The sequence below is a fragment of the Arsenophonus nasoniae genome (assembly GCF_004768525.1).
GTDB lineage: Bacteria > Pseudomonadota > Gammaproteobacteria > Enterobacterales > Enterobacteriaceae > Arsenophonus > Arsenophonus nasoniae.
This window is the reverse complement of sequence record NZ_CP038620.1, coordinates 46,286-67,924: the sequence shown is the minus strand read 5'-3', so window position 1 is coordinate 67,924 and position 21,639 is coordinate 46,286. Positions and strand designations below refer to the sequence as shown.

19 protein-coding genes and 1 pseudogene are annotated in these 21,639 nt (G+C 41.7%); 10 read left to right on the top strand and 10 right to left on the bottom strand.

Translation table 11 applies throughout. The annotated features are described in order from the left end of the window. Positions 1–644: 644 nt before the first annotated feature. The 4 genes from ArsFIN_RS24130 to ArsFIN_RS24115 all read right to left on the bottom strand — a co-directional run bounded on the left by ArsFIN_RS24130 (position 645) and on the right by ArsFIN_RS24115 (position 7,534). Entirely contained in the window at positions 645–965 is a 321-nt protein-coding gene (locus tag ArsFIN_RS24130; RefSeq protein WP_026824070.1) for a hypothetical protein, read from the bottom strand. Further along, on the bottom strand, positions 962–5,818 hold the full coding sequence (locus tag ArsFIN_RS27050; RefSeq protein WP_135678981.1) for a DUF637 domain-containing protein: 4,857 nt from the start codon (positions 5,816–5,818) through the stop codon (positions 962–964). Before ArsFIN_RS27050 ends, ArsFIN_RS24130 begins: the two co-directional genes overlap by 4 nt. Before the next feature lie 69 nt (positions 5,819–5,887). Beyond that, positions 5,888–7,117, bottom strand: coding sequence for a ShlB/FhaC/HecB family hemolysin secretion/activation protein (locus tag ArsFIN_RS24120; RefSeq protein WP_135678979.1), 1,230 nt, complete (start codon positions 7,115–7,117; stop codon positions 5,888–5,890). A gap of 51 nt (positions 7,118–7,168) precedes the next feature. After that, the gene (locus ArsFIN_RS24115; RefSeq protein WP_135678977.1) at positions 7,169–7,534 is read right to left on the bottom strand and encodes a POTRA domain-containing protein; all 366 of its coding nucleotides are present in this window, start codon (positions 7,532–7,534) and stop codon (positions 7,169–7,171) included. A 617-nt stretch (positions 7,535–8,151) separates the two neighbouring features. Between ArsFIN_RS24115 and ArsFIN_RS24110 the strand changes: the two genes are divergently transcribed. Then, positions 8,152–9,147: an IS110 family RNA-guided transposase gene (locus ArsFIN_RS24110; RefSeq protein ID WP_135678901.1), complete on the top strand. Its 996-nt coding sequence runs from the start codon at positions 8,152–8,154 to the stop codon at positions 9,145–9,147. Positions 9,148–9,682: 535 nt separating this feature from the next. Here ArsFIN_RS24110 and ArsFIN_RS24105 read toward each other — a convergent pair. Beyond that, a pseudogene (locus tag ArsFIN_RS24105) lies at positions 9,683–9,907 on the bottom strand (HU family DNA-binding protein); the annotation flags it as partial. A 652-nt stretch (positions 9,908–10,559) separates the two neighbouring features. Here ArsFIN_RS24105 and ArsFIN_RS24100 point away from each other — a divergent pair. After that, on the top strand, positions 10,560–11,495 hold the full coding sequence (locus ArsFIN_RS24100; protein ID WP_135678972.1) for a replication initiator protein A: 936 nt from the start codon (positions 10,560–10,562) through the stop codon (positions 11,493–11,495). A 142-nt stretch (positions 11,496–11,637) separates the two neighbouring features. Continuing rightward, positions 11,638–12,000 carry a ParA family protein gene (locus ArsFIN_RS24095; RefSeq protein WP_135678970.1) on the top strand — a complete coding sequence of 121 codons (363 nt, stop codon included), beginning with the start codon at positions 11,638–11,640 and terminating at the stop codon, positions 11,998–12,000. Positions 12,001–12,155: 155 nt separating this feature from the next. Here the strand turns inward: ArsFIN_RS24095 and ArsFIN_RS24090 are convergent, their stop codons facing one another. Both ArsFIN_RS24090 and ArsFIN_RS24085 read right to left on the bottom strand, forming a co-directional pair. Further along, a complete protein-coding gene (locus ArsFIN_RS24090; RefSeq protein ID WP_135678014.1) occupies positions 12,156–13,358 on the bottom strand; it encodes an IS91 family transposase in 1,203 nt (400 codons plus the stop codon). Between the two features lie 9 nt (positions 13,359–13,367). Then, positions 13,368–13,826, bottom strand: coding sequence for a hypothetical protein (locus ArsFIN_RS24085; protein ID WP_135678317.1), 459 nt, complete (start codon positions 13,824–13,826; stop codon positions 13,368–13,370). 402 nt (positions 13,827–14,228) lie between these two features. On the opposite strand from ArsFIN_RS24085, the gene ArsFIN_RS24080 reads away from it, so the two are divergent. The 3 genes from ArsFIN_RS24080 to ArsFIN_RS24075 all read left to right on the top strand — a co-directional run bounded on the left by ArsFIN_RS24080 (position 14,229) and on the right by ArsFIN_RS24075 (position 15,214). Beyond that, positions 14,229–14,483, top strand: a complete 255-nt coding sequence (locus tag ArsFIN_RS24080) for a hypothetical protein (RefSeq protein WP_246067604.1) — start codon at positions 14,229–14,231, stop codon at positions 14,481–14,483. A 75-nt stretch (positions 14,484–14,558) separates the two neighbouring features. Beyond that, positions 14,559–14,699 carry a hypothetical protein gene (locus ArsFIN_RS26820; RefSeq protein ID WP_167876780.1) on the top strand — a complete coding sequence of 47 codons (141 nt, stop codon included), beginning with the start codon at positions 14,559–14,561 and terminating at the stop codon, positions 14,697–14,699. Further along, positions 14,696–15,214, top strand: coding sequence for a helix-turn-helix transcriptional regulator (locus ArsFIN_RS24075; RefSeq protein WP_135678968.1), 519 nt, complete (start codon positions 14,696–14,698; stop codon positions 15,212–15,214). Before ArsFIN_RS26820 ends, ArsFIN_RS24075 begins: the two co-directional genes overlap by 4 nt. Before the next feature lie 162 nt (positions 15,215–15,376). Here the strand turns inward: ArsFIN_RS24075 and ArsFIN_RS24070 are convergent, their stop codons facing one another. Together ArsFIN_RS24070 and ArsFIN_RS24065 are read right to left on the bottom strand one after the other, a co-directional pair. Further along, entirely contained in the window at positions 15,377–16,579 is a 1,203-nt protein-coding gene (locus ArsFIN_RS24070; protein WP_135678014.1) for an IS91 family transposase, read from the bottom strand. Between the two features lie 9 nt (positions 16,580–16,588). Beyond that, positions 16,589–17,047 carry a hypothetical protein gene (locus tag ArsFIN_RS24065; RefSeq protein ID WP_135678353.1) on the bottom strand — a complete coding sequence of 153 codons (459 nt, stop codon included), beginning with the start codon at positions 17,045–17,047 and terminating at the stop codon, positions 16,589–16,591. A gap of 272 nt (positions 17,048–17,319) precedes the next feature. Here ArsFIN_RS24065 and ArsFIN_RS24060 point away from each other — a divergent pair, with 272 nt between their 5' ends. The 4 genes from ArsFIN_RS24060 to ArsFIN_RS24045 all read left to right on the top strand — a co-directional run bounded on the left by ArsFIN_RS24060 (position 17,320) and on the right by ArsFIN_RS24045 (position 20,889). Continuing rightward, positions 17,320–17,814 (top strand): hypothetical protein, encoded by a 495-nt coding sequence (locus ArsFIN_RS24060; RefSeq protein ID WP_135678966.1) that lies wholly within the window; start codon positions 17,320–17,322, stop codon positions 17,812–17,814. Positions 17,815–17,876: 62 nt separating this feature from the next. After that, positions 17,877–18,647 carry a DsbA family protein gene (locus ArsFIN_RS24055; protein WP_167876779.1) on the top strand — a complete coding sequence of 257 codons (771 nt, stop codon included), beginning with the start codon at positions 17,877–17,879 and terminating at the stop codon, positions 18,645–18,647. 161 nt (positions 18,648–18,808) lie between these two features. Further along, positions 18,809–19,180, top strand: a complete 372-nt coding sequence (gene traA / locus ArsFIN_RS24050; RefSeq protein WP_246067603.1) for a TraA family conjugative transfer protein — start codon at positions 18,809–18,811, stop codon at positions 19,178–19,180. 191 nt (positions 19,181–19,371) lie between these two features. Further along, positions 19,372–20,889: a UvrD-helicase domain-containing protein gene (locus ArsFIN_RS24045; protein ID WP_026823384.1), complete on the top strand. Its 1,518-nt coding sequence runs from the start codon at positions 19,372–19,374 to the stop codon at positions 20,887–20,889. A gap of 199 nt (positions 20,890–21,088) precedes the next feature. Here the strand turns inward: ArsFIN_RS24045 and ArsFIN_RS24040 are convergent, their stop codons facing one another. Further along, positions 21,089–21,295 (bottom strand): hypothetical protein, encoded by a 207-nt coding sequence (locus ArsFIN_RS24040; RefSeq protein WP_026823385.1) that lies wholly within the window; start codon positions 21,293–21,295, stop codon positions 21,089–21,091. Positions 21,296–21,639 lie beyond the last annotated feature (344 nt).

Below are 21,639 nucleotides of genomic sequence, written 5' to 3'. Positions count from 1 at the left end.
AATCCAATAAATAGTTTTGTAGATAAAACGTCTACACTTGCCGAAACGCATAGCCTGTAAAATTAGTTGGCAAAATATAATAATTTGGATGGGTTTGCTTGTGAAATATGGAGTTGAAAATCTTTGTTGAAAGTCTATGATTGAGTTGCCATGAGTCGATATTTGATAAATTAGAAAGAACGAATCAGCCTACGGCTGCAAATCGATAGCCTGTGCCCATGGTTATTAAAACGTCTTGTATTGCATTCTAAGACCACCAAATTCAAAAGCGCTACCATTGGGCATTACCTAACATAAGATCTCTTCATACAGAGCAAAATGCTGCGTTTTAAACGGCATTTTAACAGTGAGGTGAGATAATATTTGCAGTTCAACTTAAAAATCGCCTTTTTGTTAATTTTCTTGTTAAAGAGAGATTGAAGATGTTTTAGGGATTTTTTTAAACTTGAATTAAGATTATATTATCAATCTACGTTAAACTTGCTTCTTTTGATTATTATTTAATCTACCTTTCCTATGAAAACAGATTTCCAACCCCGACCATTAAAGTCGCTTTTTGAGCGGAATAAGTTTAATTAGTAACCATTTAGGGTATTAATTTCTTATACATTGAAAAGACTAAACGAAATTTAGGATCTTTATTTTCAGTAAAAATCATCGTCTAATTGACCTTCAGATTTTAATATATCTAAAAACCTTTTATAGGCAATTTCATCTAATTCAAGCAAGTCATCTAATAATGACTCTTCGATTAGAGCCCAATGATATACACCTGAACCTGCTCCATCATTTTGGAAGTAAACCAACTTGCCATTCAGTGATGATTCTATTAAATCAACTTCTGACAGTTCATAAACAGATAATCCACCATATCCTTTAGGTAAACCAAGGCATAATGATTTATTATTTATCCAATAAATAGCAAACACATCAATAGATTCACCATCCGATTCTTTTATTCTCATTTAACTTTGTCCTTTATTGTGTCTACAACTTGTTTCGGATCTTGTTGAACTCTTTGAGGTGTAGTAATTTTCATATCATAAGCTTTACCAGTAGTTGAATTATACTGATAATGTATGGTTATAGTTTGGCCATCGGGAAGTTTATGTTTTGCTTCCATTTTTTGAAAACCTGCTGATGTTGGAAAACTAGGATCATTATTTAGTCCAGGTAACTCTTTACCTTGTAATGGTTTAGATTGAACTGATTTCCAGAATGTTTGTTCATTAAGATCCCTTGGTACTGCTGTTTGTTGCCCTGGTTTAGCGGTTGAGATTTTTTCTGCATTTTTAATCAGTTGTTGGTTATAGACTGATGCAGCTACCGACTCGACTTTACCCGCAGCAACTTTAGCCACAACTTTATCTATTAGTATCGCACCACCCTTGGCGATTCCTGCCACCCCGGCAAGGGTACTGGCGATATCAAAAATGATTTTACCGCCTTCAATGCCCGCGTTAAAGGCCCCAGCGGTTCCTGCTTTTTGATACTCAGCCTCCATTCGCTCAAGACGCACGATATACGACTGTTTCACTGCATCGCTTATGATGCCTAATGTGTCATCGCTTTGCAAAACTGCTTTTATGGCCGTATACGTTTCTTTCGGGTTACTGGCCAGGTTCGCTAACCCGTCTATGGTCTCATAAAGCCCAACTGGCGCGCCAGCCACCATCCCCGCCCCAAGACTGACATCCTGGTCAAGGGACGTGTATCCCCATTTCAGGGAAATCAGCGCTTTTTTAAAATCATTCGATGTTGCCGTCAGCTCTTTTTCCATTAATGCCTGCTGGTGATGGGATAAATAATTATAACGAAAACTGTTCTCGGCAGCGGTCGCGCCACTGTACACGCCTCCAGGCTGACCCGTAAACACTGCGCCGGCAATCCCTCCAAATGCCCGCGCTAACTGCGCCTGTGCTTCGGATTTTTTCTGCCACTGCTCAGCGTTAATCAGGTTATTCCCCAACGAAATGGCGGCCAGCTCAGCAGCTAATCCACCCACCACCGCGCCCTTAACATTTCCCCGACTGATTTCAGCGGTTAAGCCTGAAAGGACGGCATGACTAAGGGCTTTGCCTGGATAACCGAGTATTTCCCCCTGAGTGCCAATAAAATTAGCCCCTTCGGTATGGACTTGACCGGATACCTGGCTTAAGAGGGCCGCTTTAAAATTATCAGTAAAACTTCCGCCTTGAATAGCCGTGCCTAACGTTGCACTAATCACGCTTTGCCCCGCAACCCTTTGCGCTGCCTGACTCCAGTCACCATGACTTAATTGCGGTAAACGGACGATGGCGGGGTCAGTGGCTTTACCGTATAACGCCATATCAAACCCTTGAAATGCCCCTGCCATCGCCATACTGGTAACCAGCGATTTGACATTATCGCTTTTACCGAGCGCAGATAACGTTTTCGACAGGTTGCCTTTGTTTTCCACTAGCGCCACAGCGGCCTGCGCGGCAAGCGCTGAAAAGCCCGATTGCGCCGACGCTGAGAGAATCGCCGCGGTGGTCGGAAAGCCACCTGCGCTGGTCACCGCCGAACTCACCAGTCCCCCGATATTGGCCGCTGCAGCGGTGCCGTAGGTCGCCGCCGCCACCGCTATCGTAATCACGGCACTCACCACGGGGTTGAGATGTTCACTTTTCTTATCCCACTGGCTGTAAGCTTCTTTTACAACCCGCCAGTTTACGTTTTTGTTATTTTTGATTTCATTAAGCCACTCATATCCCTTGGTATGGCTTAATACCGCCACCGCCTGCTCAAATGACTGGCCTTCTTTTACTTTTACATCTGCTGAAAGACCGTTTGCCGCCTCTAAGACCAGCTTACCGCCCAAATGGAGACTCGGTAGCACCCATTTATTTTCGGCAAAGCCTTTATCCTGATGGGTAATAAAGAAGCCTTTGCTATCGGTAATCGTTTGTTCAAAGGCCGTATTGTTAACCGCTTTAAAATTAATTTTCCCTTTTTGACTGGTTAGTTTGGCATTTTTTTGTGTATTAACCTTAGTTGCCTCGAGGGTGATATCATCTCTTGCCATTAGCGTGATATTGCCGTCGGCGGTAAACTCGGTGACTTTATTGGTGGCATTGCTTTTTTGGCGAGTTTGCGTTTCGGAGCCAAAAACGCGGCAAGATTTAATCCCTAAAAAACGGTTACAACTTTTCTTTGTTTCTTCCCATCTGTAGGTTTCTTCCATCGCCTGAGCGAAGAGAAATCCCCCTTTCGCCGCAATGTCCATTGCGCCTTTAGCAACCAGTTTGGTCGCCTGGAACAAGATACTGCCATTAGAGAGAACGGTCAGGTTTCCGCCGCTGTTAAGCTGGGTGATGTGTTGGGTGGTTTTTTCAGTATTCCCCTCATTTTGGTATTCCTGTAAGGCATTAAAGGTCATGTTCCCATTCGACGTTAAAAAGAGATGACCGTTTGAGGTTAAATCCGATGCATACGCTGAAAACTTATCGCCGATGGAAAGATTCAGTTTTTTTGCCGATTTAATGTGGGTGGTGGCGTAAACCGATTTTTTTTGCGCATCGTTAACCGGCGAGTATTGCTGTGCCGATAACATCATATCTCGCCCCGCATTGACCATCACATTGCCTTTTTGGGAAGATAACGTCGAGGCTTGGGCAACAATATCGCGACCTGCGTAGATAGACAGGTCGTCACCGGAAGTCACCCTGGTACCCGCTTCCGACAGGCGAGATAAGGCAAATAAAGGGGCCGGAACCGGCGGAGATGCTTTGCCATGCATGTCGATATCATGACCTGCATGCAGTATCAGGTGTTTACCTGCATTTAATTGTGAGCCGCGTAAAATTAAATCATTGCCGGCCACCAGGCTGATTTCTTCTGCTGCTTCAAGCTTATTGAGCAGGGTATATTTCTGATTAATCAAACCGCTTTTTAGGGCGTTAGCGTTTTGTAGTGCACTACCTATCTGATAAGCTTCCGGCGTCTGACCGATTTTAATATTCTGTCCGGCATGTAAAGAAACATGGTTGGTTTTGTTGACTAAGGTGTCAAGCAAACTAATGTTTCTGCCGGAAGAGAGAGATAAGGTATTCGTCGCAGTGATAGACGGAACCAAACGACCGCCATCGGTATTAAAATAACGCGATTTGTCTAATGTCCCCATCTGGATGTGTCCCTCTCGGGAGACCAGACTCACGTTTTTGCCCCGTAACTCAGTTTGATAAGCATCAATGTCACGAACCACCATGACCGACAAATCGTTACCCGCTTCCAGTTTGCCGTGACTTGTTTCTAGGTCATCTTCCGCAATAATAGACAGGTTATCTTTTGCTGTTGCATAAATACTGTTTCGGATATATTGGCCTTTGAGTACCACATTCTTTCCGCTGACGGCAACGTGTTTATGGTCACCCTGATGAGGGGTCTCAGCGAGTAGCTTCACGCCTTTCGAAAAATCAGCCACCAGATTGCCCCCCGCATGAATACCGCCTCTGGCGCCTGGCAGGGCGCTGATATCTTCTTTAAAATTGAGATATATACCGCTTAAAATCATATTGTTACCGGCACTGAGCTGACCTTGCTCGTTATTAAGGTTGCTTGCATTCACGTAAGCATGACGCCCGGCAGAGAGTGTCGAAATGGGGTCAGATACCTGTCTATCTCGTCCGTTAACGAGACTGAGCATCTTTGTTCTAACAATGAGGTCACCGGTATTGGTCTTTAAGGTTGCGGCGTGATTATAAACAGAAGTGTTGTAATTGCCCGTTGCATCTTTTTGTATCCATAAATGATTATGGGCTTGAATGACGGCTTGTTGACCCATATTGGTCAAACGGGCGGTGAATAAACGCATATCCTGTCCAGCGGTTATTTTACCGCTGTTTTTCAGCCTGTCGGTCGCCAGCGTAATATCGCCACCCGCCTTCACGGTGGCGGTCGGCTTGGGCGTTATAAAGGCTTGACTGCTAACATTGATATCCGTTTTGGCATTCGCGTTATTGACCGTGATTTCGCCTTTCACCGTCATCGTAATCGCGCTCTGGTCAGTGACGATATTCACTAAATTGACGCCCACCCCAGTTTCGGTGGCGACTAAACGGATTTTGTTGGCGTACATACCCCCTAACGCTGCGCTATCAACGGCCAAGCTCGGTGCCGGACTATCCCCTTTTATCGGGGTGATAGTTCCCTGCTTTAAATCAATTCGGTTCGTCCCCTGCGTCAATGATAGGTTTTTTGCCTGTATTTTTCCGTTTAACACGGTGGCCTGACTAAGAATATCGACATAATCCTGTGCTTTTGCATCCCATCCCTTATCACCAATGGTCACGGCACCTTTTTTCACCGCCAGCGCCTCAAGCGCCCCCTGTTTGTCAAATACCGGTTTACCGGTTGATAAGGTCACCGATGGCGAGTTAATAAAACCACAGCCATCACAGGTAATCCCGTTTGGGTTAGCAATCAGGATATTTGCCTTTTGTCCGGCCACTTCCAGTTTACCCTGCAGGCTAGACACATTACCGCTAACCACCTCATTGATAATCAGGTCGGCCGATTTACCGTTAAGATTACCGTTAGCACTCATTTGTCCGGCCAGTTGTGATGTCACCGACGAGACGGCGTTATTGAGCACCGCCCCGGTGGGGGCAACATTAAAATCTTGATACTGGTTATGAGAAACACCCGCCGCATTCGGGGTGGCAATGTTAATCACCGGCACTTGACCTTGCTGTATCACCTGCGTCTGATTCCCCGCCACACTGATGCCCGCCCCAATGGCAGGATGAAGCGGGTAAAATGCCGTTAAGCCAGTCAGCAAGTAGCTGATGATTTTCATTCGAAAAGACGGGGGCTCAGTTAACATGGGTTTGTCCAACAATTTTCAAAGAAAAAGAAAAAAACAAAATCACCATTCAATCCCCGCAGACCAGTAAACACTCCACCGGTCAGGCTGTAATGAAGTGGGATAATAAAGCGGCTTACCCAGCAGTATCTGGGTATTGAACAGCCTGGCGGAGGCAGAGAGACCAACCCCACTACCAAGAAGATGAGCACGTTCAATTCCATACTTAGGCTGGTGATGCAAATAACCGTAATCGACCGCGCCGGTGAGATTGACGGTTAATGCTCCCTGGCGTATCACGGGGTAGCTCATCTCATTGCGCCAGTAAAAGCCTTGATTACCACTGAGTGTTTGCTCCTTATAACCACGGACAGAATAAAGCCCACCTAAGGATAGGCGTTCTGAGAGAAAGAGGTTATGTGATGTCATCTGACCATAAAAACTGGTCAAATAACTCATGTTGTCGGTTAACAAAGTAAAATAGCTGCTGCTTAACGTGAATTTCAGGAAATCCGCTTGCGGGGCCATCCGGTTGGCGTGACGGGCTGTGGTGTCCCAGATAGACAGACCGTATTCAACACCCGGATTTACCGTCAGGTAACCACCCGCAACGACAGAACTGTACTGTACTTGCGAAAACACGGTATTAAAAGTAGCACTGCTGGTCACTAAAGTTTGTCCAGCAAGCGTGTTTTTGACCGTTTTGTGGCGCCCGCCGACTTGTAAGGTCAGCTTTTGCTGCCTATCACGGTACATTGTGCGGTTCACATCCAGTTGATGGGTTTCATTCTTCCCGAGATAAAGATAGGATTTTTTCATCACCGTCATGGATTGCGGTGACGTACTATGAAGATAACTATACCGTCCCGTCCAATAACCATAAGGGAGACTAAGGCTAGCAGACAGATTCCGTGTAGAGTTGGATGCACTAAAATCAACATCACGCGATAAGGAAGCCTGCCACTGCTCTCCCAGTCCTAAAGGCGTATCGAAGACCAGTCCGACCTGCATTTTGGTTTCGGGGGGGCTTTTCTGGCCGCTATTATCCACACTGAAATTTATTTTACCGGGCAAGCCGTCGACCTGACGGCGAATTAAGACCCGTGAATAGCCTGGATGCATCCCAGGCTGAATATCAATCGTATAACGGGCAGAGGCCAAGCGATTAAGCTGCTCTAATCCCTGCTCAATATCCCGCAGGTTTAATACCTGACCGGTCAAGTTTGGAAAAACCATATTTACCATACGAAGCGGTTGCCCTTCAATCTCCACCGATTCAGTCAATCCTTCCATGACAGCAATTCGTAGCGTCCCCTGACGAATATCCTGCGCCGGTAAATAAGCTTAAGACGTGACATATCCTTTTTCAATATAGGTATTCGTGATATCGCGTACCAGTTGCTGAATGTCAATCAATGTAAGACAACGGTAAAGATAAGCGGCTTTTAACGCAGATTGGGTTGATGGCGAAAGCGAACGAGCATTTTCAAACTGGATAGTGCGAAGCGTAAAACACGGTGCGGGATGTGAATCAGTTGCAACAGGCGGCAGCAACGGCACTAAAAATGAAGGGGATTTTTGCAACGCGTTTCTTTGCTGATTTGCTTCATCTAATAACGCTTTTTGCTGTTGTTGGGTCGCATCCATTGTCGCTGATTGTGCAAAAGAAGTGATTAGTAAGTAACAAAAAACGTTATAATTGGGTGTCACAAACGCTAACTCTTGTTTTTATTTTCTATAAAAAAATATAAACATAAGCTGTAAACAAAAAAACCAAATTTCGCTCAATTTTATTACAAATAGAATAAGGACTAAGAAAGTAGAGGTATCCGGTCAAAGATCACTAAAAACTGATCCACTTTTTAGCTAAATCCGATCAATCAAAATTGATCCACTGTTTTACTCGGTTATTGCTCCTGATCGCCTCTTATTCTTTCAATTTTAGTTGACCACTACACTTATCGCCCTGCCAATCAATGACAGCTTGTTGTTTTGTGCAGTTTTTTGATATTGCGTTTGACGTTAGCATAGACGTTAAAGTTAAAACCACCGATAACGCATTGTGCGAAACGATAATTTTTTGGCTGCATGAATTTACGTTTTTATCGATAAAATCGCTTGTATCTTGTTTTTTGTGATAGTTAGCTACTATCGCATGAAACAGAGTGAGCTTGTAAAATCGCTAATGGGACAACCTTGTTTCTGAGTTAAAGCCCTCTGTTTCCCCTTTCATGCCAGCATTTAAATTGAACGGTTACCAAGAGCATTGACTCTGTATGTACAAGCAGAATAGGCATGATGGTTTATTATGTGAAAGGAGTATTCTCATGTATCAAGTCGGAATAGATGTCAGTAAAAAAAAGTTAGATATCTGCCTGTTAGCTAAAGTTATTGAGGGAAAACAAAAAACTAAAGTCATAAAAAATGATCAGCATTCAGCTAGGACATTGATTGAGTGGCTGAAAAAACAAAAATGTTTACTCGAAGATGTAAGGATTACTCTTGAGTCCACAGGGACTTATCACGAACAACTCTGCATTGAACTTTATGATATGGGTATTCATATTTCCATCGTAAACCCTTATCGTATAAGAGAATTTGCAAAAGGCATGGGTATTTTAACTAAAACAGATAGAGTCGATGCCTTCGTTTTAGCGTGTTATGGGGAGTTAAAAAAGCCTTCAGCATGGATAGCTCCATTGCCAGAAATTCGAGCATTGAAATCATTGATCAACCGTCGAGAGGCACTTTTAGCTGATTTATTGCGTGAACAAAACCGTCAGGAAAAGACGTTAACAACGTCTACACCAAAGATTGTTAGACAGTCACTTGTTAAGTGCATAAAAATATTAGAAAAAGAGTTGCTGGCTATTGAATCTGAAATTTCTAATCATATTGATAATCATCCAAAATTAAAGCAAGACATGGAATTGCTGACATCAATCAAGTCAATTGGTAATCAGGTAGGTGCCAACATGCTTATGGTGTTAAGGAGCCATGACTTTACTAGTGCAGAACAGGTTGCCTCCTATCTGGGATTAGTCCCTGTAGAACGGCGTTCTGGCACATCTGTTAACGGTCGGGCTCACTTATCCAAAACAGGATCGTCCCAAATTCGCGCAAAATTATACTTCTCAGCCATAACAGCAATACGCCATAACCCACATATCAAGTCATTGTATGATCGTCTATTAGCAAGAGGTAAGTCAAAAATGTCCGCTCTAGGTGCGGCAATGAGGAAATTAGTTCACTTGTGCTATGGAGTATTAAAGACGGGTCTAGCTTATGACCAAAACTACGCCCGCCAAATTTTCGCTTCATAAAATCGATTTTAAGGCATTTTAAATTTTAGTTGGTACGTTTTCATGTCTTACATAGAGAAAATAGCGCTACGGGCTTCCTAGGTGTCTTAAAATCGATTTACAGATGATAACGCAAACTCAGTTTTGGCTTTAATCGACAAACCATCCTCTAAGCTAACTCTATCCGCTCACCGGAGTCTGAGAGCAAGCGAACGGACGAGGAAGCGGAGTTAACCTAAAATTACAGAATAAATAGGTTAATTTTTTGTTAAAAAATTTTTGAAATTCTTAGACGTTAAATTCATGGATTTTAAGGTTGACTTTAAAGACGGTAACTCAGAATCGATTACAGCGCATTTTAGAGGGGTTTGTGACGGTGATTTCTATTTTAATTTTCAAAAATGATTAGATTTAACGATTTTTCGTTTCTGATAGGTGAGGTGATTCTTGCTGTTCAAAATCGTTCGTTTTCGTACATTATCCAAAACGCCTGTACAAAAATAGGTAAATTATGTTCCGTACAGGTGTCTTAATTCGTACATTTTTTTCGGTCAGGTTATTTGACCGCTTCTTTCAACGTTTTACCTGCTTTAAAACTCGGTACGTTTGCAGCAGCAATTTTAAGTATTTCACCCGTTTTTGGATTACGTCCATCTCTGGCTGCACGTTGCTTAACCTGAAAGCTGCCAAAACCAACGAGTTGTACGTCATCTCCGGCCTTTAGCGCTTCTGTCACGGTTTCAATGAAGGCGTTCAGTGCCTTCTCTGAATCTTTTTTTGTTCATGATGTGCCTGAATTAGTGGATTACGTTAATCTTAGTGATGCTAGCTGTAGTAACTGAATAGAGCAATGTTTCAGCTTTAATTAACTCAGAAAATATTTTTAATTAAAATCCCGCCGCTCGCCACAAGTCTGTGACCGAGCGTAGCGAGTGAGCAGACGAGGAAGCGGAATATAACTTTAGTAACAAAGAAATACGGTCACTCAGTAGTAACATATTTTTCGGGTCAGGGTCTTTGTTAGAAGAAAAGTTATCCACAGAAAAACCTCGCGCGCGCGTAGTTATATTTAGTTATGTATAAGTTAAAAGAGTTAAAGGCCAAAAAAAGATATATAAGAATTTGTTTTTAATATAAAAAATAAAATAAATTTTTCCTAAATCCCGATAAATTTTTCCTAAATCCCGATAAATTTTTCCTAAATCCCGATAAATTTTTCCTAAATCCCGATTAGGACTATTACTTATCCACAAAAAAGCTAGTTTTTTGTGATTAAAGTTTAAACATATTTGACTGTTTTCTTAAATCCCGATATTATTTTCTTAAATCCCGATGTTTAGGGGGATTCCTAAATCCCGAAAACAAACCTGTTAAATGATGTTCGCATTTAACAGGTTCTAACTAACAATCCTAAATAAGCTAGGAGTGAAGCTATGGCTGATCATACAAAAAAAATAGGAAAACGCAATTTGACAACGTTACGCCCACAAAAACATAATCAATTAGAGTTTTTTATTGCTGATGAGATTGATGTTTCAACTTTTCGCGATGAAATGGCCAGTATGGAACACCCTTTTTTTGCTCTAAAAGGTGGTGATACCAAAGTCAGGGAATATAAAAATGGCAACGTGACTGTCACGGTTAGGCCAGCAGCTGAAATTGGATTAGCCACAATTTTTGATAAAGATATTTGGATTTATGCCATATCGAAATTACAAGAGGCAATTAATAACGGTAAACCTATTAGCCGTATTATCACCTTTACCCCGTATGATTTTTTTGTAACGACTAACAGAGATAAAGGGGGTAAATCTTATAAAGAATTAGAAAAAGCATTGGACAGGCTTTCGGGTACTCGTATTACTACTAATATTGTTTATTCGGAAGACAAACAAGAAAGTATTGGCTTTGGATTAATTGATAGTTGGAGAATTTTAGAAGAAAAAAAAGGAAAACTTGATATCGGTATGGTTGAAGTGACTTTACCAGACTGGCTTTATCAGGCTATTACTAAAACCAAGGTGTTACAAATTAGTCCTGATTATTTTCGTATACGGAAAGCTATCGATAGACGATTATATGAAATAGCCCGTAAACACTGTGGCAATCAGCATGAATTTATTATTTCACTCGATAAATTATATGCTAAAACAGGTAGTACAGCCGCTTTATCTAAATTCAAATTTAATATTAAGCAATTAGCTAAAACGAATGATCTTCCTGATTATGAAATTCTTTTTGATTCGATCACAGATAAGGTTATTTTCAAAAACCGTAATCAAAATACTCCACAAGCAGAAGCTTCACGTAAGCGAGAAAAAGGTAAAAAGGAAATTCATAAAATGAAAAATAAATTATTTAACAAATAAATTTTTATTGCCGTTAAAATATTGCTTTAATGCTTTAATGCTTTAATGCTTTAATGCTTTAATGCTTTAATTTTTTCATGAAATAGAGTATCATTAATAATGATATTATGAATTAATTAAATCATGATTTAATGAGGTGGTGATGGCTATCATAAGTTGTATTGGACAAAAGGGCGGCGGATCAAAAAGTACAACTGCCAGAACACTTGTGGCTGGTTTTACCGAAGCAAATTGGAGAACTCATTTAGCAGATATAGATGAGAAACAGCAAACTTCTTTAAAATGGTGTAAAAGAAGAGAGGATTTAGGTTTAAGTACTATAGATTGTGCTCTTTACCGCAGGGTTGATACCGTAATAAGGATGAAAGATCATTATCATTTAATTGTAATTGATGGTCGACCAGCAGCTGAAACTACATCATTTGATGTAGCAATGGAATCTGATCTCATTATTATTTCAACAGGAACGACAATTGATGATTTAGAGCCATCTCTTGATGGTTAGGAAATTGAATCGCTTTTAAAGTGAGTAGCAAAAGCCATCCCTTATTGCAAAAAGGAGATGGGGATCGATTTATTGTGTTTAGTGCCAGTTAACATTTCCTCAGAGAGTGTAATTTCTAACCTGATTTCCTTATTTTAGACACATTGATCCTGCGTTTAGCTGCGTAACCATCGCTTTTTCTCCAGGTTATGCAGTCTTTCTGACAACAATTCCGTTGCTTTTTTACCCATTTGCGCCCCGGTGAAAAGCAGCCTGTCGCCACACAGAATACATTTGTACGGATCGGTACGCAGAAATCCTTTCATCAGCACAGAAAAACCTGGGTTCTCCGGTTTTTTACGTGCCGTCATCTCAAGTGCCTTATACACTTTCGGCAATAGTTTTCCTCGTTTACGATTCGACAAAAAACCAGAGTAACGCACCATTTTAAAATGCCTGGCCGGAATATGGCTTATATAGCGTCTAATCATCTCTTCCTGCGGCAGAGTCTGCTGCCGATGCTGGCCAGTTCGGTGGTCATGGTAGTGATGAACAACGGCACCCCCTCGGTAATGCCGCAGTTTTGACGCAGATACCGGTGGGCGTTTAAGGTAGCGACCGAGGTACTTAACACTATGCCATGCCCCTTTCGTTTTTTTAGCAAAGTGCACTTTCCAATAACGTCCGTACTGCGCCCTCAAGTAACGCCGCCAATGTTTTTTGTCACGGATATGGCCAAGACCGGGAAGAAGGCCAGGGTTAATTAAATCATAACTGTGACGCAGTAGTCGGATAACAGCCCCTCGCCAGATTTCTTCGACATCCTTTTTTTTGAAAAACAGCTTTCGCCATACACTATGTTTACTATCCAAACCCCCTCGAGTGACGGAAACATGAACATGCGGATGTTGATTGAGTTGCCGGCCATAAGTATGCAAGGCACAGAAAATACCAATTTCGATACCCTGTTTGCGAGCCAACTGCAGCATAGCTCGAGTGGCTGCCCGAAACAGAGCATTAAGTAGCGGCCAGTTATTGTTAAAAAAAGGCCAAAGGAGATGTGGCATGGTGAAAGTAATGTGTTGCCAGTCGCAGTCGGGTAAAATATGAACCTGCTGTGCTAACCACTGCTCGGTGGCTTTAAAGCCACATGAACTGCAGGCTTTTGACTTACAGCTTTGGCAGAAAAAACGGCTGTGAGAACAATCAGACGAAGCGCAACAATAGCGCCGGACACCCATGGCACAAGTGCCGCAGGCAAGCATGCGCTCCACAGATAAACTCGTCCACGAACTAACGCTATCGCCGTATTTTTCGAGGAATTTATTCCAACCGTCATCAATGGTGAAAAGTAGTTTAGCAGGACGAGGGATATACATCTGACTCAATTACCTTATGGGCATCTTGCCAAAGAAACAGAAATTGTCAGATTCGTCAGCCCAGTTATCGGTGTGTTTATCCCAGGGTTCAAAGGAAACAGGGATTATTCCCAGCTCCGTATAGGTGATGAATTCATCGGCAGGCAGACTTTCAGTTATTCCCCCCTCAGTGTAGTCGTATCCAGCGTCATCGGCTTGGTCTTGGCGTTGTTCAAAACTCCTGATAATCGTGACTAGCGGCGGGTAATACTGCGTGTCGAGAAAAAATTGGGGGCCGAGTCGGACGCAGTGGCGTATGGCTTCTTTTAGGGTGTCATAAAAAAATTCAGGCGGTCTGTCATCATCATTTTCGGGTGGGAGAGAGATCATAAAACGTTTCAGATAAACAGGCGTTGTGGCACGTGAAGTGACGGGCAGCCTGCCTGATTTAACCGGTTTACGCTTTCTGGGAGATTTATTGCGAGCCATCGAGATGAATCCCTGAAAAAAATTAACCTACTGCAGAGTATAAAACAGTACTCAACTCATTAACATCCCCGAAGCAGCACCGCTGCGCCGCTCACGCGTAGCGTGCTACGTTCAACTAGCTAGAGAATTAACAAAAAAAGGAATTAATAAAGATAATATAGTTTTTCTTGTTTCTAAAGCCTCATCAGAATCAGAGGGATCTAAAGCGCAAAAAACTATAAAAGCATGGGGGTTTCACGTTCTTGATACTGTTATACCTCTTAAAACTAGCTATGGAAATGCTCTTGATGAAGGACGGGCATTATATGAAACACCATTTAAAAGTTTAAATTTAATTGCTAGAGCTATGGTTGAAGAAGTTCATGATTTAATTAATTCATGATTTCATGTTAAGATGAAATCATGTTATTGCTAATATGGTTAGATTTTATGAAATTACCTAGTAAAAAAATTAAAATTGCTCCACCGCCGGACAATGAACCAACGTTAAACGTGACAGGGAAGAATATTCAGCCTGATACAATTATAAAACCCATTCAAATAAAGGTCTCTATTAATAAACATAAAGAGATGAAAACATATGCGGCTGAGCAAGGAATAACAATTACTGAAATGCTCCTTGCTGGTTATGAAATGTATAGAAATAAAATGAAGTAAAAAGTCGCTAACTGAAGGGAGTAGTGATCCCGACAGCTAGCTAACCCAAACCCTAAGCAATCTAGGAGTCGGACTATGCGAAATAGTACGCACATTGCACGCATAATGAAAGCGTGTGGCATATCAATCGAGCAGCTTTTGAGCTTTGCTAATACGTCAAAATACCTTACAACCCGTCAGCGTGAGTACCTTCGTAGTATTGGGGGTGCAGTATGAACGCCGAGATGATTAAATTCTTTTTGAGTGGTGGTGTTCCCTGTGGTTTTGCAGATAGTGAAGGGGAAATTAATGCCAATGCTAAAATGGTAGATTTTCTCGGTTTGAATAAAGATGCACCTGAAATGGTGATTTTATTAGAGAAAATCCGCACTGAAAAATCACCGTTTTTTGTCATTATTAATCTGGTTTCTGACTTCAAGAAAGCACCCAAAATTTGGCAATTTCATTTTTTACCGCTTTTTTGTAGTGAAAATGGCTACCTAGGTACTTTCTTTCATGCCCACGAATTCCTGTTTTTGTCGCCGTTGGAGTATGTCGATGGGATTAAGCCTTATGCGGTTACCACCGAAAAGCCTAGCAAGCTGTTTACTGAAAGGGAGTGGCAAGTCTTGTTTTTCACGATGCGCCGCTTAAGTAGCAAGCAAATTGCTAGAAAGTTAGGCATTTTCCCCTCAACGGTTGAATTTTATTTGAAGGCTATCTACGGAAAAGCCAATGTTCATTCTGCTTGATGGTTAGGAAATTGAATCGCTTTTAAAGTGAGTAGCAAAAGCCATCCCTTATTGCAAAAAGGAGATGGGGATCGATTTATTGTGTTTAGTGCCAGTTAACATTTCCTCAGAGAGTGTAATTTCTAACCTGATTTCCTTATTTTAGACACATTGATCCTGCGTTTAGCTGCGTAACCATCGCTTTTTCTCCAGGTTATGCAGTCTTTCTGACAACAATTCCGTTGCTTTTTTACCCATTTGCGCCCCGGTGAAAAGCAGCCTGTCGCCACACAGAATACATTTGTACGGATCGGTACGCAGAAATCCTTTCATCAGCACAGAAAAACCTGGGTTCTCCGGTTTTTTACGTGCCGTCATCTCAAGTGCCTTATACACTTTCGGCAATAGTTTTCCCCGTTTACGATTCGACAAAAAACCAGAGTAACGCACCATTTTAAAATGCCTGGCCGGAATATGGCTTATATAGCGTCTAATCATCTCTTCCTGCGGCAGAGTCTGCTGCCGATGCTGGCCAGTTCGGTGGTCATGGTAGTGATGAACAACGGCACCCCCTCGGTAATGCCGCAGTTTTGACGCAGATACCGGTGGGCGTTTAAGGTAGCGACCGAGGTACTTAACACTATGCCATGCCCCTTTCGTTTTTTTAGCAAAGTGCACTTTCCAATAACGTCCGTACTGCGCCCTCAAGTAACGCCGCCAATGTTTTTTGTCACGGATATGGCCAAGACCGGGAAGAAGGCCAGGGTTAATTAAATCATAACTGTGACGCAGTAGTCGGATAACAGCCCCTCGCCAGATTTCTTCGACATCCTTTTTTTTGAAAAACAGCTTTCGCCATACACTATGTTTACTATCCAAACCCCCTCGAGTGACGGAAACATGAACATGCGGATGTTGATTGAGTTGCCGGCCATAAGTATGCAAGGCACAGAAAATACCAATTTCGATACCCTGTTTGCGAGCCAACTGCAGCATAGCTCGAGTGGCTGCCCGAAACAGAGCATTAAGTAGCGGCCAGTTATTGTTAAAAAAAGGCCAAAGGAGATGTGGCATGGTGAAAGTAATGTGTTGCCAGTCGCAGTCGGGTAAAATATGAACCTGCTGTGCTAACCACTGCTCGGTGGCTTTAAAGCCACATGAACTGCAGGCTTTTGACTTACAGCTTTGGCAGAAAAAACGGCTGTGAGAACAATCAGACGAAGCGCAACAATAGCGCCGGACACCCATGGCACAAGTGCCGCAGGCAAGCATGCGCTCCACAGATAAACTCGTCCACGAACTAACGCTATCGCCGTATTTTTCGAGGAATTTATTCCAACCGTCATCAATGGTGAAAAGTAGTTTAGCAGGACGAGGGATATACATCTGACTCAATTACCTTATGGGCATCTTGCCAAAGAAACAGAAATTGCCAGATTCGTCAGCCCAGTTATCGGTGTGTTTATCCCAGGGTTCAAAGGAAACAGGGATTATTCCTAGCTCCGTATAGGTGATGAATTCATCGGCAGGCAGACTTTCAGTTATTCCCCCCTCAGTGTAGTCGTATCCAGCGTCATCGGCTTGGTCTTGGCGTTGTTTAAAACCCCTGATAATCGTGACTAGCGGCGGGTAATACTGCGTGTCGAGAAAAAATTGGGGGCCGAGTCGGAGGCAGTGGCGTATGGCTTCTTTTAGGGTGTCATAAAAAAATTCAGGCGGTCTGTCATCATCATTTTCGGGTGGGAGAGAGAGCATAAAACGTTTCGGATAAACAGGCGCTGTGGCACGTGAAGTGACGGGCAGCCTGCCTGATTTAACCGGTTTACGCTTTCTGGGAGATTTATTGCGAGCCATCGAGATGAATCCCTGAAAAAAATTAACCTACTGCAGAGTATAAAACAGTACTCAACTCATTAACATCCCCGAAGCAGCACCGCTGCGCCGCTCACGCGTAGCGTGCTACGTTCTTTACCTTAGCGGTTGCAGGCTGTAATTCAAATAATTCACGGCTAGAAAACGGTGACTATGCCAAAACATCCACTATCATCATTGATTCTGCTGGACCGTACTTTGATAGCTCACAAAAAGGCAAAATCAGTCAGAACGTTGCGATAAAACCTGTAAAAGTGAATTATCCACCTGATTACACTTACCGCGAAAGTTGGAAGAACGTAGACAGGGGCGGTGCAGCCTTGAGAGAACAAGGTTATCGGCATGTTATCGCATCGCCCTATGAAATTTATGAACAAGGTAAAAAGCATCTTGTTATCGACCGTAGTTTTCATACCGACTTACTCTTATCCAGCGTAGAGAGAACGGGTAAGAACTTCAAAGGCCGTTATCTTACAAAAACCCAATCACCTTCATTTTGTGGTGAAAACTGGCATGGTTATTTACTCAACGAAACGCCTGAAAACAAATCAATCCGTGATGAATATATCAGAGTCAAAAACAAATATTGCTCAGATCCAAATTACCGACTTACCGAAGAAGAACTCAGCATTTTGACTCGCGGTGAACCAAATAGTTTGAGGGATTATCGCCTTAAAATGTATATCGACAACCAACGTGAACCTATCAGCATTCAGTCAACTAACTTATATCAAAAAGGTATTTTTTAATGGATTCAAAAAAGAATAATACATTATCTACTAAATTACCTATTGCACTGTATTTACTGGTGGTGAGTGTTATAGGAGTAGTTGGATTTGGTATATGGAAGCTATACCAAGCAAATACGAAAACCAACGCATTATTGACATCACTTGTGAAACAGCAAGAGGTTAGCAATAAAGAACTAGCTAAACTCAGATCTTCTTTTAATAAAATCATTGAACTTTCTGAAAATAGTAATGTACCTAGCCATCCACAACAGAAAAGGCAACCAGCAAGGGATTCGAGTTTGAATATCGAGACCGTCAAAATCAACAAAGACGTGCTGACCTACGGTAGCAAAGATGCACGGTTCTCTTTGGTAACGTACATGGATTTTCAATGCACGTACTGCCAACGCCTCGCTGCTACCCCAAGATCTCTGGTAGATTCTGCTAATGAAGGACTGGTGAACTGGAAGTGGAAAAACAGCCCGTTACCAATGCACGAACCGATGGCGACTGAACAGGCGAAGAAATACATTTGCGCTGGCAAACAGGACGAAAAGAACTATTGGGATATTATTGCAAGTTGGGGAAGTAAAAACCTCGATTTGACGGATGCGGCGATTACCGCAAAATACAAACTTGATCTTGCTAAATACGAAGCATGTTTGAAAGATGCAAGCGGTGAAATAAAAAATATTATTGAAAATGATAAAGCAGAAAGCCAAGCGTTAGGTATTTCCGCAACACCGACTACCATTATTATTGACAATAAAACTGGAAAAATGAAACCGATTATCGGTGCATTACCGATGGAACAGTTTATTAATACCATCGAAGAAATGGCGAAAGAATAACCATAGGTCAATATTTTATTACTGCACTGGTATGTTTTTGAAAAACTATTGGTTCGTTTCTTTCATGTAATGAAGCAATCTATAGTATGGTTTTTCGTATATTTACTTTGTAACCAATCTGGTTACGTCTCTTTTCGTAAAAATGAAAAAAGGAAAGAAACATGAGTCAATCTGTACAAGCTGTAAAGACACCACTGATGAAATCGTTCAATGCTAAGAACGTAATGTTAATCGTACTCGCTATCGCCACCGTTGCTGCTCTGGCTCTCGTAGTTGCTTATGGGAAGGGTACTGAACAAACAGGCTTTAAAGACGTTTGGCTGCAAATCACTCAATACATGCAAGGTTCGTTGGGGCGTGTGTTGGTTGGTCTGATTGTGGTTGTTGGTATCGCTGCTGCGGTAGTTCGTCAATCTCTGATGACTTTCGCGGTTGCTGTTGGTGCTGCCATCGGTCTGTACTATGCGCCTGACATCGTCAACGGTATTATGTCTTCTTCGGAAGCAGTTACAACTATCCTACCAGTTCTGTAAGTTTCAAAATACTCTCTCCATGCAAGAAGTCACATAAAATGTGGCTTCTTCTTCAAGATGGTGATGATAAAACAGCCATATTTTGCGTTAATTGATAATTGTAAACTTAAAATAATTCTATGTTTACCAATTTAAAATCATCTTTCAGTATGTTGGAAAATTTTTTTTTACGTTTTTACACGGGAAATGATATGAGTGATGTGATTACCATTTCGAGAGAACAGCAAGACTTCCTTAATTGCCAATCAAATTATGTTTGCTGTATGGCGTATGCTGGCTCGGGTAAGACGTTTATTCTTAAGAAGTTTTCCGAAAAGTACAAAGAGCATCGTATTTTGTATTTAGCGTACAACAAAGGCGTACAGCAAGAGGCACAGCGCAAATTCCCTGACAACGTGAAAGTGGTTACGACACACGCACTCGCATATCGCTATTTTGCTGACTTAAAGCAAAAGATTAAGTTAAATTTTGGCATCTTTGATCTGGCGAAAGAATTTAACATCACGTCATTCTCTTTGCGTTTCATTGTGTATAAAACGCTCTCAAATTTTTACTTTTCTGCTGATGAAAGCATCAATATATCGCATGTTCCAAAGGAAAGCCAAAACAAGAAAACGGTTTACAAAGAACCTGAAAGGATTGAAGCCTTGTCTATTGCAATAAAGGCATACTGCTTACAGGCTGATCCTGAAAATGATTTTCCATGCCCCCCTGACTTCTTCATTAAACATTACCAATTAACAGGTCCATCATTAGACAAATGGTACGACATTATTCTTTTAGACGAAGCTCAAGACGTAAACATGGTGACGAAAGCACTACTGGATAAATGTAGCTGTATGCGGATTTATGTTGGTGATCCGCACCAGATGATTAACCGTTGGCGTGGCTCATTTGATGTGTTGAGTGCTGCTGCCAGTGAGGGCGCAAAGGTGTTGCGTTTGACTGAATCTTATCGCTTCGGGAGAAAAGTTGCTGCCATTGCCAATGTAGTTTTGCGGTTGAAAGGTGAAAATATCCCTCTCCGTGCGTACAAAGAGGATAGGTTGCTACCAAAAAAGACCATTCAGGAAATATACCCTAGAACCATCATATCTCGGAGTAACCTTTCTGTTATCTTCAATGCGATAGATGCTGGCAGTAAAGGGAAAAAAATCTGCTTTGTAGGCGGCGTGGAGAAGTATTCGTTATGGGATATTGTTGATTATTACTATCTGAAGCTGAATGAAAAAGAAAAAATCAAAAACAAAGCAATTTTGGAAAAATACCCATCGTGGGATGCTCTAGTTAAAATTGCAAAAATTACGACTGATTCCACTCTCACCAGAGCTATTGTTTTGATTGACGAGCACGGGAGCAACGTTACCGATATTGTTGATTCAATTACTAAATCATCCATAAAATCTCAGGATGAAGCCGATTTAATACTTGTTACTGCTCATTCATCAAAAGGTTTAGATTGGAATGTGGTAGAGATTGACGGTGATTTCCCTTCAATGATTGAGTACCTAGAGAGAATTGGCAATAAGACAGATCAGATAGATTATGCGTATATCAATGATGAATTAAACTTACTGTATGTGGCTGTAACCCGCGCAATCGACACCTTAGGCATAAGTGCTTGTGTGATGGAACTTATCATGCACATACAAAGGCTACAAAAGGCGAACAAATTTAAACCGCTTGTTTCTTTTTCTCAACTACAGTAACTCAATAATTATAAGGTTATATCTAGGGCCCCCTATCTATCATAAGCCCTTTTTTTATAAAGACAGGTTCATTGTGTCAATGATCACCGAAACCTGATCCGCTTTTTAGCTAAATACGATAACTCGAAATTGATCAACTGCTTTACTCGGTTATTGCTCCTGAACGACACTTATCTTTCAATAGATAGCCTGAAGGTCTTCATTTATTTTTAACAAATATTCGCTTGCCACTTTCACCTATAAGACTTCCGTTACCACCATTAACATCAAAATGATACATCAAGCCTTTCTCGGTCATTTTTCGCTCCCGTAATTTGATGATTTTCAGAATTTCGTCGTTATGAAAAACGAACATACCAGATTTTAATCGCCGAAAGGTGGTTCTGTGTTTGTTGGGTTGAATCATGATTATTTCCCCTTGTTCTCAAACGAAAAAATAGAAATATCAAAAATCTTTTTTTTATTAAAGAAAAGGGAATATGCGTCATTGACGCTACATATTCCCTTTTGGTTTTTCCCTGATATTGGCCAGTTCGCCAGCCAAAATTAGCTATCAAAGCCCCGTTTTTGAGGGTGTTTCATTATTAAAATTCTTTTATTTTTATTTAAAAAATCTAAAGCGTACTCGTGCATCATCATTCCTCTTGAAAAAAAGAATTGAGGCAGAAGTCTAGACACCCAGATTTGAATTGAGATTGGGCGGTAGACTGGACAGGGTTATCACAACCGGAATCAAGATAACGGCCAGCT